At 74.4% G+C, this 13,719-nt stretch carries 12 protein-coding genes and 1 tRNA gene; 9 read left to right on the forward strand and 4 right to left on the reverse strand.

Translation table 11 applies throughout. From position 1 onward, the window contains the following. The first annotated feature begins 90 nt into the window (after nt 1–90). The 3 genes from tmk (at nt 91) to RTG05_RS02875 (ending at nt 2,035) form a co-directional block, all read left to right on the forward strand. Nucleotides 91–747: a dTMP kinase gene (gene tmk / locus RTG05_RS02865; RefSeq protein ID WP_315912264.1), complete on the forward strand. Its 657-nt coding sequence runs from the start codon at nt 91–93 to the stop codon at nt 745–747. Next, on the forward strand, nt 744–1,904 hold the full coding sequence (locus tag RTG05_RS02870; protein ID WP_166527384.1) for a DNA polymerase III subunit delta': 1,161 nt from the start codon (nt 744–746) through the stop codon (nt 1,902–1,904). Before tmk ends, RTG05_RS02870 begins: the two co-directional genes overlap by 4 nt. 58 nt (nt 1,905–1,962) lie before the next feature. Then, a tRNA-Thr gene (locus tag RTG05_RS02875) sits at nt 1,963–2,035 on the forward strand. 199 nt (nt 2,036–2,234) lie between these two features. On the opposite strand, the gene RTG05_RS02880 is transcribed toward RTG05_RS02875, so the two are convergent. The 3 genes from RTG05_RS02880 to RTG05_RS02890 form a co-directional block, all read right to left on the reverse strand. Further along, nucleotides 2,235–3,299 carry a HupE/UreJ family protein gene (locus RTG05_RS02880; protein WP_166527385.1) on the reverse strand — a complete coding sequence of 355 codons (1,065 nt, stop codon included), beginning with the start codon at nt 3,297–3,299 and terminating at the stop codon, nt 2,235–2,237. 104 nt (nt 3,300–3,403) lie between these two features. Continuing rightward, nucleotides 3,404–4,045, reverse strand: a complete 642-nt coding sequence (locus RTG05_RS02885) for a calcineurin-like phosphoesterase C-terminal domain-containing protein (RefSeq protein ID WP_166527386.1) — start codon at nt 4,043–4,045, stop codon at nt 3,404–3,406. Nucleotides 4,046–4,084: 39 nt separating this feature from the next. Continuing rightward, a complete protein-coding gene (locus RTG05_RS02890) occupies nt 4,085–5,161 on the reverse strand; it encodes a metallophosphoesterase N-terminal domain-containing protein (protein ID WP_166527387.1) in 1,077 nt (358 codons plus the stop codon). 518 nt (nt 5,162–5,679) lie between these two features. Here RTG05_RS02890 and RTG05_RS02895 point away from each other — a divergent pair. Next, entirely contained in the window at nt 5,680–6,423 is a 744-nt protein-coding gene (locus RTG05_RS02895; protein ID WP_166527388.1) for an SAM-dependent methyltransferase, read from the forward strand. A gap of 134 nt (nt 6,424–6,557) precedes the next feature. Here the strand turns inward: RTG05_RS02895 and RTG05_RS02900 are convergent, their stop codons facing one another. Further along, complete coding sequence (locus RTG05_RS02900) at nt 6,558–7,052, reverse strand: inorganic diphosphatase (protein ID WP_166527389.1); 495 nt, start codon at nt 7,050–7,052, stop codon at nt 6,558–6,560. A 54-nt stretch (nt 7,053–7,106) separates the two neighbouring features. On the opposite strand from RTG05_RS02900, the gene dacB reads away from it, so the two are divergent. The 5 genes from dacB (at nt 7,107) to ftsH (ending at nt 13,662) form a co-directional block, all read left to right on the forward strand. Further along, the gene (gene dacB, locus RTG05_RS02905) at nt 7,107–8,525 is read left to right on the forward strand and encodes a D-alanyl-D-alanine carboxypeptidase/D-alanyl-D-alanine endopeptidase (RefSeq protein WP_315912265.1); all 1,419 of its coding nucleotides are present in this window, start codon (nt 7,107–7,109) and stop codon (nt 8,523–8,525) included. Nucleotides 8,526–8,646: 121 nt separating this feature from the next. Beyond that, nucleotides 8,647–9,732, forward strand: a complete 1,086-nt coding sequence (locus RTG05_RS02910) for an Rv3626c family coenzyme F420 biosynthesis-associated protein (protein ID WP_315912266.1) — start codon at nt 8,647–8,649, stop codon at nt 9,730–9,732. Then, nucleotides 9,733–10,758, forward strand: coding sequence for a tRNA lysidine(34) synthetase TilS (tilS, locus tag RTG05_RS02915; RefSeq protein ID WP_315912267.1), 1,026 nt, complete (start codon nt 9,733–9,735; stop codon nt 10,756–10,758). It abuts the gene before it with no gap. Then, nucleotides 10,755–11,339: a hypoxanthine phosphoribosyltransferase gene (gene hpt, locus RTG05_RS02920; RefSeq protein ID WP_166527391.1), complete on the forward strand. Its 585-nt coding sequence runs from the start codon at nt 10,755–10,757 to the stop codon at nt 11,337–11,339. Before tilS ends, hpt begins: the two co-directional genes overlap by 4 nt. 340 nt (nt 11,340–11,679) lie before the next feature. Beyond that, the gene (ftsH, locus tag RTG05_RS02925) at nt 11,680–13,662 is read left to right on the forward strand and encodes an ATP-dependent zinc metalloprotease FtsH (protein WP_166527392.1); all 1,983 of its coding nucleotides are present in this window, start codon (nt 11,680–11,682) and stop codon (nt 13,660–13,662) included. Nucleotides 13,663–13,719: the final 57 nt, after the last annotated feature.

Raw genomic sequence — 13,719 nt, forward strand, 5'->3', positions numbered from 1 at the left:
GACCCTAGGTCCGCGTGCCCGGGACCGTCGGCGGCGGCCGGTACCGTGGCCGCGCACGCCACCCACCAGCCCGGGAGCCCAGCGATCCCCGTGTCCGCCGACGGCCCACCCCACCCGCCGCGCGGGCTGTTCGTCGCCTTCGAGGGCGGCGAGGGCGCCGGCAAGTCCACCCAGGTCCGGCTGCTCTGCGAGTGGCTGGCCGCCTCCGGCCGTCCGGCGCGGAGCACCTTCGAGCCCGGCGGCACCCCGGCCGGCGCCGCGGTCCGCGCGATCGTGCTCGACCGCGCGCACACCGGTCTCGCCCCGCGCGCGGAGGCGCTGCTCTACGCCGCCGACCGCGCCCAGCACGCGCACGCCGTCCTGCACCCGGCCCTGGCGGCCGGCGAGGTCGTCGTCACCGACCGCTACGTCGACAGCTCGCTGGCCTACCAGGGCGCCGGGCGCACCCTCGGCCTCGACGAGGTCGCGGCCCTCTCCCGCTGGGCCACCCGGGACCTGCGCCCCGACCTCACCGTGCTGCTCGACCTCGCCCCGGAGACCGGCCTGGCCCGCGCCCGGGGCCGCGCGGCCGCCGACCGGCTGGAGTCGGAGTCGCTGGGGTTCCACCGGCGGGTCCGCGACACCTTCCGGGCGCTGGCCGCCGCCGAGCCCGGCCGCTACCTGGTCCTGGACGCCACCCGTCCCGTCGAGGACCTGGCCGCCGACGTCCGGACCCGGGTGGGCGCGCTGCTGGGGGTGCCGACGTGAGCGGGGTGTGGGACCAGGTGGTCGGCCAGCCGGCGGTGGTCGCCGAGCTGCAGGCCGCGGTCGCCGACCCGGCGGCGATGACCCACGCCTGGCTGTTCACCGGCCCACCCGGCTCCGGACGATCGGTCGCCGCCCGCGCGTTCGCCGCGGCGCTGCAGTGCCCGGACGGCGGCGACGGCACCTGCCACGCCTGCCGCACCGTGCTCGCCGGCACCCACGCCGACGTCACCGTCATCGTCCCGGACGGGCTGTCGATCGGCGTCGTGGAGGCCCGGGAGCTGGTGCGCGTCGCCGGCCGGGCGCCCAGCCAGGGCCGCTGGCAGGTGATCGTCGTCGAGGACGCCGACCGGATGAGCGAGTCGGCGGCCAACGCGGTGCTCAAGATGATCGAGGAGCCGCCGCCGCGGACCGTCGTCGCGCTGTGCGCGCCGAGCCTGCACCCCGACGACGTCCCGGTGACCATCCGGTCCCGGTGCCGGGTGGTGGGCCTGCCCACCCCCGCGGTCGACGCCGTCGCCGAGGTGCTGGTCCGGCGGGACGGCGTGGACCCCGGCCTGGCGGCCTGGTCCGCCGGCGCCTCGGGAGGCCACGTCGGGCGCGCGCGGCGGCTGGCCCGCGACGAGGACGCGCGGATGGCCCGCAAGGCCGTCCTCGACGTGCCGCTGTCCCTGGTGTCCCTCGCCGCCTGCCTGGACGCCGCCGACGACCTGGTGGGCACCGCGCAGGAGGAGACCGACGCGGCGACCGGGGCGCTCAACGGCGTGGAGACCGAGGCCCTCAAGGCCAGCCTGGGGGTCGGCGCCCGCGGACCGGGCGTCGCCGCCGCCAGCCGGGGGGCGGGGCAGCTCAAGGAGCTGGAGAAGCGGCAGAAGTCCCGGGCGACCCGCATCGGCCGGGACTCCCTGGACCGGGCGCTGGTCGACCTCGCCGGGCTGTACCGGGACGCGCTGGTCCTGCACGCCGCACCGTCGGAGCCGCTGCCGCTCAACCACCCCGACCGGCGCGCCGACGCCGCGGAGCTGGGCCGACTGATCGGCCCGGAGGGGGCCCTGCGGCGCATCGACGCCGTCCTCGCCTGCCGCCGGGCGCTCGAGCAGAACGTGAAGCCCCAGGTCGCCGTCGAGGCGCTCACCGTGGCGCTGCGCCTGCCGGCGTGAGACGCCAGGGCCTGCGACCGGTACGTGCGGGCGTCCCGTACGCTGACCGGGCACGTCCGCCGCCTTAGCTCAGTCGGTAGAGCATCTCACTCGTAATGAGAAGGTCGTCGGTTCGATTCCGACAGGCGGCTCGAAGTCCAGGCAGCGAGGACGCCGCCGTCCGGGCACCCGCGCCCGCCAGCGCCGGGACTGGTCATCCCCCACGGGTTGCTGGGAGTGCGGCGTTGTGCGCCACGTCATGCGTGGTCCCAGCAGCGGAGTCCCGGTGGGACACAGGTGACCGGCCGGCTCGTCCCCTCGCCGGATCGCCACTCAGGAGAACCGCGCGGCTCAGGAGAGGAGTACCCGGCTGATGAACCAGACCAGGCCGCACAGTGCGATGAGCCCGCTCGCCGCCGACTGGACCGGCCAGGCCCAGCTCCGTCTCCAGATCAGCGCCAGGAGCGGAGCGCAGGCCAGGATGATCGCTGCCTGACCGGCTTCGATCCCGACGTTGAAGGCGAGCACCGACGTGAGCAGCTGCCAGCCGGCCTCGTCGCCGAAGCTGAGGCTCCCGGCGAAGCCGAGGCCGTGCAGCAGCCCGAAGCCGAACACCACGACCACCCGGTGGCGGGGCTCCCGCTGCACGATGTTCTGCACCGCCACACCGGCGATGCTCAGCGCGATCGCCGGCTCGACGATGCCTGCCGGCACCGCGAGCCACCCCAGCGACGCCAGCACCAGGGTGAGACTGTGCGCTGCGGTGAACGCCGTGACGACCATCAGGATCTTCCGCACGCTCCGTGCGCCCAGCAGCAGGGCGAGGACGAAGAGCACGTGGTCCAGCCCGGCCAGGATGTGGCTGAACCCCAGTACGACGAACCGGCCCGCGGCGAGGACGTCGTCCTCGCCGACGGTCAGCGTTCGCGCGCCGGGCTCGAACAGGAACCGCCCGGTCTCCCCTCCTGCGTCGTAGTCGGCGACGTTGGTGTGCGAGAGCCTCTCCGCGGCGGCGATGGCGTCGAAGAACAAGCCGTACTCCACCGTGAGGGGGCCGGTGCCCACGGGGCACCGGTAGCTGCTCGACAGGATCGCGTAGACCTCACCTCGGAATGGCTCCACCGCGATCTCGTCCAGAGTCGCCGCGCACGGCTCGCCGCCGAGGGACACCCGCAGCACGCCGTCCAGGTAGGCGGCCAGTGCACTCCGCAGCTCGACCAGCTCCGCCGTTCGCTGGTCGGGGGTCGGCTCAGGACGGGCCGGGTCGGGCGGAGGCCCGCTGAGCCGCTTGACCAGCTCGGCGTGCTCGACCGCCAGCTGGTACCGGACCGTGTGGCCGTCCTGGCTGATCTTGGACTGGCCGAGCGAGACGCCGTGCGCCCAGGCCGGTTGCGCTACCAGGCAGAGCGTCAGCACCGCGAGAGCGGTGACGAGCGCTCGTCGTCGCGCCAGGCCGCCGCCCCCTGCCCCGGGGCCGCAGGAGGGCATCGGGTACAGGGGACGGCGGCCGATCCGGCGGGTCAGCCTCTCGGGGAGTCGGGGCGACCGGCGACGACCTTGAACTCCTGGGACGTCTCCGACACCTGGCCGTAGGGGTCGGTGCTGCGCACCGTCAAGGTGTGCCACCCCGGCCGCAGACCACCCGGCAGCTCCACGGTCCACAGGTGGGACGAGGGCTGGGGCTCGGCCGGGGCTTCCGGCGTCCCCTGGAGCTGCTCGAAGAGTGCCGCGATGTACGGGTCCAGGTTGGCGTTGGGGTCTCCGTCGGTCTCGCCCTTGAACGGCGGGTCGTAGTTCATCGCGGCGAACTCGCCGTCGTCGACGCGGGCCTCCACCGTGTGTCGCTCACCGCCGTCGAAGACGTTGACCGTGGCGGTCGGGACGTCGTCCCCGGCCCAGTCCCGCGGGTGGAACCGCGGCGCGGGGGTGATGCCCTCCGATCCGCTGGGACCCGAGGGGAGGAAGAGCTGACCGGGCCGCCCGCCCTCGAAGGTCAGGCGCATCTGGAAGTCGGCCGGCAGGCTCGCCGCCTTGAACCGGGGCCGGGCCTCGTTGCCGTCGAAGGCGACGGTGTAGTAGCCGTTCGGGTTGCCGTCGGACATGTCGGCCGCCTGCACTCCCCGCTCGTCCAGCGGGCCCGTCGTCCAGCCGCTTCCCCGCACCTCGGCGAGGGTCTGGTTGAGGAACGGCTCGTCGCCGGTTCAGCCGCCCTCGGCCCCGATGTACTTCTGCCAGCTGTTGCTGGTGTCGTGCCCGGAGACGCTGTACAGGTGCTCGCGCCCCTCGAGCACCTCGAAGAGCTCCTCCAGGTTCACCGTGTTGACGTTGTCGCCGCCGATGGCGTCGGTGCGCAGCGGGATGTGCGTGGAGATCATGATCAGCTTGTCCGCGGGCACGTGCGCCAGGTCGTTGCGCAGCCACTCGAGCTGCTCGGGGTTCAGGTAGCCCCGGTACCGGCCGTTCTCGCCGTCGGGGGTCTGGCCGAAGTAGTCGACGTTGTCCATGTTGACGAAGTGGACCTGGCCGTAGTCGGCGGAGTAGGTGGTCGGCCCGTACACCCGCTTGTAGGTCTCCGTGGCGTACCGGTCGTCCGCGGCGTCGTAGTTCATGTCGTGGTTGCCGGGCATGTTCCACCACGGCACGCCGATCTCCGCGACGATCTCGTTGTGCCTCGGGAAGAGGTCCAGCGGGTCGTTGACGAGGTCGCCCACCGTCATGCCGAACTCCGCGTCCGATCCCTTCAGCTCCTGCACGACGTCGGTGCGGAAGTCCTCCAGCTCGCCGAGGTTGCGCGTCTGGGGGTCCGCGAAGACCAGTGCCTCGAACTCGTCGGACTCCTCCTGCTCGTGCAGGGCGAAGTCCACCGAGTCCGGCAGCGGCCCGGTCGGCTCGATGCCGCCGTACTCGAGCTCGACCGGCGTCCCGTTGGGGTAGTGGAGGTAGTAGAACTGAGGCAGCTGGACGTCGTTGACCGGCACCATGTAGCCGGCGGGCTTGGTGACGAACAGGATGGTCTCGTCGGTCACGCCCAGGCTGTAGCGCCCGTCGTCGTCGGTCCGGACCACCTCGCGGCCGTTGGAGACCGACACGCCCGACACGCCGGGCTCGCCCTCGTCGTGCTCGTCGTCCTGGTCCAGGTCCTCGTAGACGATGCCCGTGGCGGTGTCGGTGTACTGCGGTGCGTCTCCGGCGTTCGCCGACGAGGGGAGGACCAGCGGGCTGAGGATCACCAGGCAGACGCCCGCTCCCATACCGGCCGGTGAGTGCTTTCTGGGCATGGACGTTCTCCTTCGACGAGCCGACCGCGGGGACGGCCCGACGCTAGGCAGGCACGTCCTGCGCGTCGCGAAGCGAGCGTGAACGGTCGCGGAACAGGGGCCCGGCCGCAGCGTGCCACGCGGGAGCGGGGCGCCGACCCGAGAGGTGCCGAGAGCGACACCGTCCTCTCGGCGCCGCGTTCGACCATCTGCAGGTGGTCAGACGCGGGCCAGCCGGGGGTCGCGCTCGCGGATGTGGTCGGCGGCGCAGGTGGACGTGCTGCGCACTCGTCTGCGACACCGACGGCCACCCCGGGCCGGCGCTCCCGATCGCAGCTGAGCTGGAGCAACGACGCCGCGCGGTGGTGGGTGACGGTGTCTGGCCAGCCCCCTGCGGTTCCTGATGAGGAGTTCGCCGGTTCGATCCCGACAGGCGGCTCGTGCTCCCCTCGGTCCGTCCACGCGGACGGGTCCGTCGTCGTCTCCGGACGGTGGAAAAGAGGGTGACCGGAGCCCGCCCGGCGCGCCAGGGTGCGCGCGTGGACCGGTCACTGATCAGCGCCGTGGCGCACCGCTGGCACCCCGTCGCCGCCCCCGTCTCCGACGACTCGCTGCGCCGGCTGCTCACCCGGCTGGTGCCGCCCGGCGCGCGCGAGGCGCTCGACCTCGGCTGCGGCTCCGGAGCGTGGCTGCTCCGGCTGCTGGAGGCGGCCACCGGCTGCACCGGCGTCGGGGTCGACACGTCGGCGCCCGCGCTGGACGCCGCCCGTGCCGAGGCCCGCCGGCGTGGGCTCACCGACCGGGTGGCGTTCGTCCACGGCGACGCGGCCGCCCACACCGGGGAGCCCGTCGACGTCGTGCTCTGCGTGGGCGCCACCCACGCGTTCGGTGGGTTCGCCGGCACGCTGACCGCCGTCCGCCGCCACCTGCGTCCCGGCGGGCGGGTGCTCCTCGGCGACGCCTTCTGGGAGCACGGCCCCGGCCCGGCGGCGCTGGCCGCCCTCGGCGCCGTCCCGGGGGAGCTGCCGGACCTGGCCGGGCTGCTGGCCGAGGTGGACGAGGCCGGCTTCGAACCCGGCTACGGCCACCTGAGCACCGCCGCCGAGTGGGACGAGTACGAGTGGTGCTGGACCGGTGCGTTCACCGAGTGGGCGCTGACCGAGGCCCCGGCCGACGACCGCGCCGCCGCCCTGGAGCTGGCCCGCACGCACCGCTCCCAGTGGCTGGCCGGGTACCGCGGACAGCTGGGCTTCCTCACCGCCGTCCTGCACGACGTGCGCTGAGCACGCCGACGGCGGCACACCCGTGCGGGTGCGCCGCCGTCCGGGTCCGGTCGCGCCCGGTGACGTGCTGGAACGGCCACCCTCCAGGGTCCCGCGCCGAGCTGGCGAGGCGTGGGGGAGAGGGTGGTCCTTCCTCAGTGGTGGGGTCCGGCCTCCTCGGCCCGCGCCAGCGAGGCGTGGATCTCGGCCTCGGCCTCCTCGCGGCCGACCCACTCCGCCCCCTCGACCGACTTGCCCGGCTCCAGGTCCTTGTAGGTCTCGAAGAAGTGCTGGATCTCCAGCCGGTCGAACTCCGACACGTCGGTGATGTCGACCAGGTGGGCCATGCGGGGGTCCGTCGCCGGGACGCAGAGGACCTTGTCGTCCCCCCCGGCCTCGTCGGTCATCCGGAACATCCCGATCGCACGGCAGGTGATCAGGCACCCGGGGAAGGTCGGCTCCTCGAGGAGGACGAGGGCGTCCAGCGGGTCGCTGTCCATGCCGAGGGTGTTCTCGATGTACCCGTAGTCGGCCGGGTAGCGGGTGGAGGTGAAGAGCATCCGGTCCAAGCGGATGCGTCCGGTGGCGTGGTCCAGCTCGTACTTGTTCCGCTGGCCCTTCGGGATCTCGATCGTCACGTCGAACTGCACGGACGTAGTGTGGCGGATCGGACCCCGGAGGACCGCCGGAGGTCGTTCCAGGGGGTGGGCACCATCGCGTCCAGCGGGTCGGCGACCGTCACGCCCAGGTACTCCCGGCTCCGCCGACGCCTCCTGCTCGCCGTCCTGGCGCTGCTGCTCGTGGTGGCCGCCGGCGCCTGGTACGTGCTCGCCCCGGACGGCGCGGAGTCGGCCAGCGAGGTCGCCGCGGCCGAGGCCCGGCTGCCCGACGTGGCGCCGGCCGGGCCGGTGCTCGCGGCCCTGTCGGCGCAGGCACCCGCACCCGACGCCGCCGTCCTCGCCGGTGAGCTCGGGCCGCTGCTGGCCGACCGGGCCCTCGGCGCCGGCGTCGAGGCCCGGGTCGTCGACGTCGTCTCCGGGGAGGTCCTGTTCGACCAGGGCTCGCAGACCCCCTCCACGCCGGCGTCCACCACCAAGCTGCTCACCGCGTTCGCCGCGCTGACCGCCCTCGGCCCCGACACCACCCTGGCGACCACCGTCGTCACCGGGGCCGCACCCGGCGAGGTGGTGCTCGTCGGCGGCGGCGACCCCACCCTGTCGCGCACCGCGCCCTCGCTGACCTACCCCGGCGCCCCGACCGTCGCCGATCTCGCCGCCCAGGTGCGCGCCGCCCTCCCCGCCGGCACGGAGGTCAGCCGCGTCGTCGTCGACGGCTCGCTGTTCGAGGGCCCGCTCACCGCCACCGGCTGGGGGCCCGGCGACGCGCCGTCCACCTACGCCGCCCCGGTCACCGCCGCCGCCGTCGACGGTGCGCGGGTGCGTCCCGGCGAGGCGCCCCGCAGCGGCCGGCCCGGCACCGACGCCGGCACCGCGCTGGCCGTCGCCCTCGGCGTCCCGGACGCCACCGTGGCGCTGGGCGAGGCGCCGCCGGGTGCGCAGACCCTGGGCACGGTGCGCTCGGCGCCGGTCTCCCGCCTGGTCGAGCAGGCGCTGTCCCAGTCGGACAACCTGCTGACGGAGTCGCTGGCCCGCCACGTGGCGCTGGCCCGCGACCTGCCGGCCACCTTCGACGGCGCCGGCGCGGCGGTCACCGGTGTCCTGGCCGGCGCGGGTCTCGACGTCACCGGTGTGACCCTGTCCGACGCCAGCGGGCTGTCCGCCGGTGACCGGGTGCCGGTCGCGGTGCTCACCGGACTGCTCGCCGGCGCCGCCGACGGCACGCTGCCCGGGGCCTCCGCGCTGCTCTCCGGACTGCCCGTCGCCGGCTACGACGGCACCCTGTTCGACCGCGGGGACGAGGACCCGGCCACCGCGCCGGGCGCCGTCCGGGCCAAGACCGGCACGCTGCTCGGCGTGCACGGCCTGGCCGGCACCGTGGTCACCGCCGACGGCCGCTTGCTCGCCTTCGCCGTGGTGGCCGACTCTGCGCCCGCCGACCGCACGGCTGCGGAGGCCGCCCTGGACGACGTCGCCGCGGCGCTGGCCGCCTGCGGCTGCCGCTGAAGAAGGAACCTCCTGCCCCCCACCGTGGAAGGACCCCGTCCTCCTCACCACTCGCGAGCTCGCGCCGAGCCTCTGGACGGGGCCAGCGGCGGGCCCCTGCAGGAGGGCCTACCGTGAGCTGGTGAGCAGCCCTGCACGGATGGTCGACTGGGACCTCGCCGGACGCACCGCCCGACGCCTGGCCGGGCCCGGCCCGCAGACCACCCGCGAGGAGGCCGCGGCCGTCGTCCGGGAGCTGCACGAGGCCGCCGCCGCCGCCGTCGCGCACGTCGAGGGCCTCACCGGGCTGCGCCCGGTCCCCGGCGGGCCCGTGCCGGAGGTCGCCGTCGTCGACCGGCCCGGCTGGGTCGACGCCAACACCCGCGGCATGTCCGCGCTGCTCGACCCTCTGGTCGACACCCTCGCCGCCAAGCAGGACAAGCGCCCCGGCCCGCTGGCCACCGCCGTCGGCTCCCGGGTCACCGGCGCGCAGGCCGGCGGCGTGCTGGCCTTCCTCTCCTCCCGCGTGCTCGGCCAGTACGAGGTCTTCGGCACCGGCGGGCGGCTGCTGCTGGTCGCGCCGAACATCGTCGACGCCGAGCGCAAGCTGGGCGTCGACCCGAGCGACTTCCGGCTCTGGGTGTGCCTGCACGAGGTCACCCACCAGCTGCAGTTCACCGCCTTCCCCTGGCTCAAGGACCACCTCGAGGCCCAGATGGCCGAGTTCGTCGAGGTCACCGACCTGGACCCCGACGTGCTCCGCGACCGGCTGCGCGACGTCCTGCGCAGCATCACCGACGCCGCCCGCGGCGCCGATGGCGGCGACGACGCCGGCCTGATGGCGCTGGTGCAGGACCCCGCGCAGCGCGCCGTCCTCGACCGGGTCACCGCCGTCATGAGCCTGGTCGAGGGGCACGCCGAGTTCGTGATGGACGGCGTCGGCCCGGACGTCGTCCCGTCGGTGCGCACGCTGCGCAAGCGGTTCGCCCAGCGGCGCAAGGGCCGCAGCCCGGTCGACCGCGTGCTGCGGCGGCTGCTCGGCCTGGAGCAGAAGATGCGGCAGTACGCCGAGGGCCGGGTGTTCGTCGGCGGCGTCGTCGAGCAGGTCGGCATGGCCGGGTTCAACCGCGTGTGGGAGGGGCCGGAGAACCTGCCGCACGTCGAGGAGCTCACCGACCCGGCCCGCTGGGTCGAGCGCGTGCACGGCCGGCCCGCCGTCCCCGCCTAGGTGGTCGGCCCCCCGCGGGCCGTCGCCCTGCTGCGGACCGCCGTCCGGCCCGGGCTGCGGGCGGGGGAGCGGCCGGTCCTCGCGGCGGTCAGCGGGGGAGCGGACTCGGTCGCCCTGGCGGCGGCGCTGGCCTTCGAGGCGCGGTCCGCCGGCGTCCCCGTCGGGGGCGTCACCGTCGATCACGGCCTGCAGCCGGGCTCCGCGGACCGCGCGGAGCGGACCGCGCAGCTGCTGCGCGGGCTGGGCCTGGACCCGGTCCTCGTCCGCCGGGTGACGGTCGGTGCCGACGGCGGGCCCGAGGGGGCCGCCCGCACCGCCCGCCACCGCGCGCTGGCCGCCGCGGCCGGTGAGCTCGGCGCGCGCGTCGCGCTCGGGCACACCCTCGACGACCAGGCCGAGACCGTGCTGCTGGGCCTGGGTCGCGGCTCGGGTCCGCGCTCGGTCGCCGGCATGGTGCCCGAGCGGACGGCGGACGGCGTGACCTGGTGGCGCCCGCTGCTCGCCGTCCGGCGGGCCACCACCCGCCAGGCCTGCCTGGACCAGGGGCTCCCGGTGTGGGACGACCCGTGGAACGTCGACCCGGCGCACACCCGCGCCCGCCTGCGCGGTGAGGTGCTGCCGCTGGTGGAGGAGGTCCTCGGCGGGGGGGTCGCCCCCGCGCTGGCCCGGACCGCCGAGCTGCTCCGGGAGGACCTCGACGCGCTCGACGCGCTCGCCGCCGCCGAGCTGGCCCGGCTGGCCGGCGCCGGGGACCTGCCCGCCCGCGAGCTGGCGGAGCTGCCCGCGGCGCTGCGCCGCCGGGTGCTGCGCCGGTGGCTGCGCGACGGCGGCGTCCCGGACCTGCAGGCGGTGCACCTCCTGGCGGTCGAGGCGCTGGTCACACGGTGGCGCGGGCAGGGCCGGGTGGACCTCCCCGGCGGTGCGGGGACCACCCGCACGTCTGGCAGGCTGGTGCTGTCGCCCCCCGCAGCGCGGGGCGCCCTGCCCCAGGACGCACCCCAGACCCGCGAGGAGTCCCGCCCGTGAGCGAGTCCGCCAGCGCTCCCGCAGAGCTCGGCAACGACCACGGCTACGGCCCCGACATCGACCACGTCCTGCTCACCGAGGCGCAGATCACCGAGAAGATCACCGAGCTGGCCGGCCAGGTGGCCCGCGACTACGCCGGGCGCGAGGTGCTGCTGGTCGGCGTCCTCAAGGGTGCGGTGCTGTTCATGAGCGACTTCGCCCGCGCCCTTCGGCTGCCCACCCAGATGGAGTTCATGGCCGTCTCCTCCTACGGCTCGGCCACCAGCTCCTCCGGCGTCGTGCGCATCCTCAAGGACCTCGACCGGGACATCAGCGACCGCCACGTCCTGGTCATCGAGGACATCATCGACTCCGGGCTGACGCTGTCCTGGCTGCTGAAGAACCTCGGCGGCCGGCGTCCGGCGTCCCTGGAGGTGTGCGCGCTGCTGCGCAAGCCCGACGCGGTCCAGGTCGACGTGCCGGTGCGCTACGTCGGGTTCGACATCCCGAACGAGTTCGTCGTCGGCTACGGCCTGGACTACGCCGAGCGCTACCGCGACCTGCCCTACATCGCCACCCTCAAGCCCGAGGTGTACACCTGATCACCTCCTGAGGTGAGCCGCCCTGCGAGGCGTCCTGACGAGTGGGGCCCGGAGGGTCCCGCGAGGAGGGACGGGCGGGGCTCCACGCAGCAGGGGGACGGCACCTGGTCGCGGTGCGGTCCGGTAGGACCGCGGTGTACCCGCACGGCCCCACCCGCCAGGGGGTTGTCAGCCGGCACCCGGTCGCTGCACAGCTGTCGCGCAGACTCCCCGGTGTACCGTCGATCCAACGACGCTGCACCGAGCGCCTGGGTGCCCACCCGCGCCGCAGGGAGCGTCTCCCGGACGATCAGGAGGGTGGACGGGACCGGCTGGACCCCCGGCCGCCCGGCATCGGTGTATGGAACGTAAGAAGCTCTTCCGCTCCGTGTGGTTCTGGGTCGTCCTCGTCGTCATCCTGGCGCTGGCCTTCTCCTCCCTGTTCCGTGGGAACGGGAACCTCCAGGAGGTCAGCACGGCGACCGCGCTCCAGCAGATCGAGAGCGGCAACGTCGAGAGCCTCACGATCAACGACCGTGAGCAGACCGTCGACCTGATCCTCACCGACCCGGTCGACGGGAACGAGGAGATCACCGCCTCCTACCCGATCGGTGCCGAGGACGAGGTCTTCGACCTGGCCCGGGGCCTGGGCGGTGACGCCGAGTTCGACACGAACGTCTCGCAGGACAGCGTCCTGGTCAGCCTGCTGATCAGCTTCCTGCCGTTCGTGATCCTCCTGCTCCTGCTGTTCTGGCTGTTCAACTCCATGCAGGGCGGCGGCCGCGGGGTCATGGCCTTCGGCAAGTCCAAGGCCAAGCAGGTCACCAAGGACACGCCCAAGACGACGTTCGCCGACGTCGCCGGCGCCGACGAGGCGATCGAGGAGCTGCACGAGATCAAGGACTTCCTCGCCAACCCGGTGAAGTTCCAGGCCGTGGGCGCGAAGATCCCCAAGGGCGTGCTGCTGTTCGGCCCGCCCGGCACCGGCAAGACCCTGCTGGCCCGCGCCGTCGCCGGCGAGGCCGGGGTGCCGTTCTTCTCCATCTCCGGCTCGGACTTCGTCGAGATGTTCGTCGGTGTCGGCGCCAGCCGCGTCCGGGACCTGTTCACCCAGGCCAAGGAGAACGCGCCGGCGATCATCTTCGTCGACGAGATCGACGCCGTGGGCCGGCACCGCGGCGCGGGCATGGGCGGCGGGCACGACGAGCGCGAGCAGACGCTCAACCAGATGCTCGTCGAGATGGACGGCTTCGACGTCAAGGGCGGCGTCATCATGATCGCCGCCACCAACCGGCCGGACATCCTGGACCCCGCACTGCTGCGCCCCGGCCGCTTCGACCGGCAGATCGCCGTCGACCGTCCCGACCTGGAGGGCCGCAAGCGGATCCTCGAGGTGCACGCCAAGGGCAAGCCGCTGGCACCGGACGTCGACCTGGAGACCGTGGCCCGCCGGACGCCGGGCTTCACCGGTGCCGACCTGGCCAACGTGCTCAACGAGGGCGCGCTGCTCACCGCGCGCAACAACGGCACGGTCGTCACCGACGAGGTCCTCGAGGAGGCCATCGACCGGGTCATCGCCGGCCCCGAGCGCAAGACGCGGGCGATGAGCGAGAAGGAGAAGAAGGTCACCGCCTACCACGAGGGCGGGCACGCCCTGGTGGCGCACGCGCTGCCCAACCTGGACCCGGTGCACAAGGTGACGATCCTGCCGCGCGGCCGCTCCCTCGGGCACACGCTGGTGCTGCCGACCGAGGACAAGTACACCCAGACCCGGTCGGAGATGATCGACACGCTCGCCTACGCCCTCGGTGGCCGGGCGGCCGAGGAGCTCGTCTTCCACGAGCCGACCACCGGCGCCGGCAACGACATCGAGAAGGCCACCGCGATGGCCCGGGCGATGGTCACCCAGTACGGCATGAGCGCCAAGCTCGGGGCGGTCAAGTACGGCAGCACCGACGCCGAGCCCTTCCTCGGCCGCGACATGGGCTCCCGGCCGGACTACTCCGAGGCCGTGGCCGCCGACATCGACGCCGAGATCCGCGCCCTGATCGAGGCCGCGCACGACGAGGCGTGGGAGATCCTGGTCGAGCACCGGGGCGTCCTGGACCAGCTCGTGCTCGAGCTGATGGCCAAGGAGACGCTGTCCAAGGAGGACATGGCGCGCATCTGCGCGCCGGTGACCAAGCGGCCCTCGCTGGCGCCCTACAACGGCTTCGGCAAGCGCACCCCGTCGGACCAGCCGCCGGTGCTGACCCCCGCGGAGCACGCCGCCCGCAACGGCAACGGCCGCCTCCCCCAGGAGAGCGACCCCGTCGGGGACGTCGGAGCCCCCGTCCAGCGGTGACCGGTCGCCTCGGGGGGCAGGAGGACGCCGGCCCGGCGGCACCCCCCGGCCGGCCGG

The sequence above is a fragment of the Geodermatophilus sp. DSM 44513 genome, assembly GCF_032460525.1.
Taxonomy (GTDB): domain Bacteria; phylum Actinomycetota; class Actinomycetes; order Mycobacteriales; family Geodermatophilaceae; genus Geodermatophilus.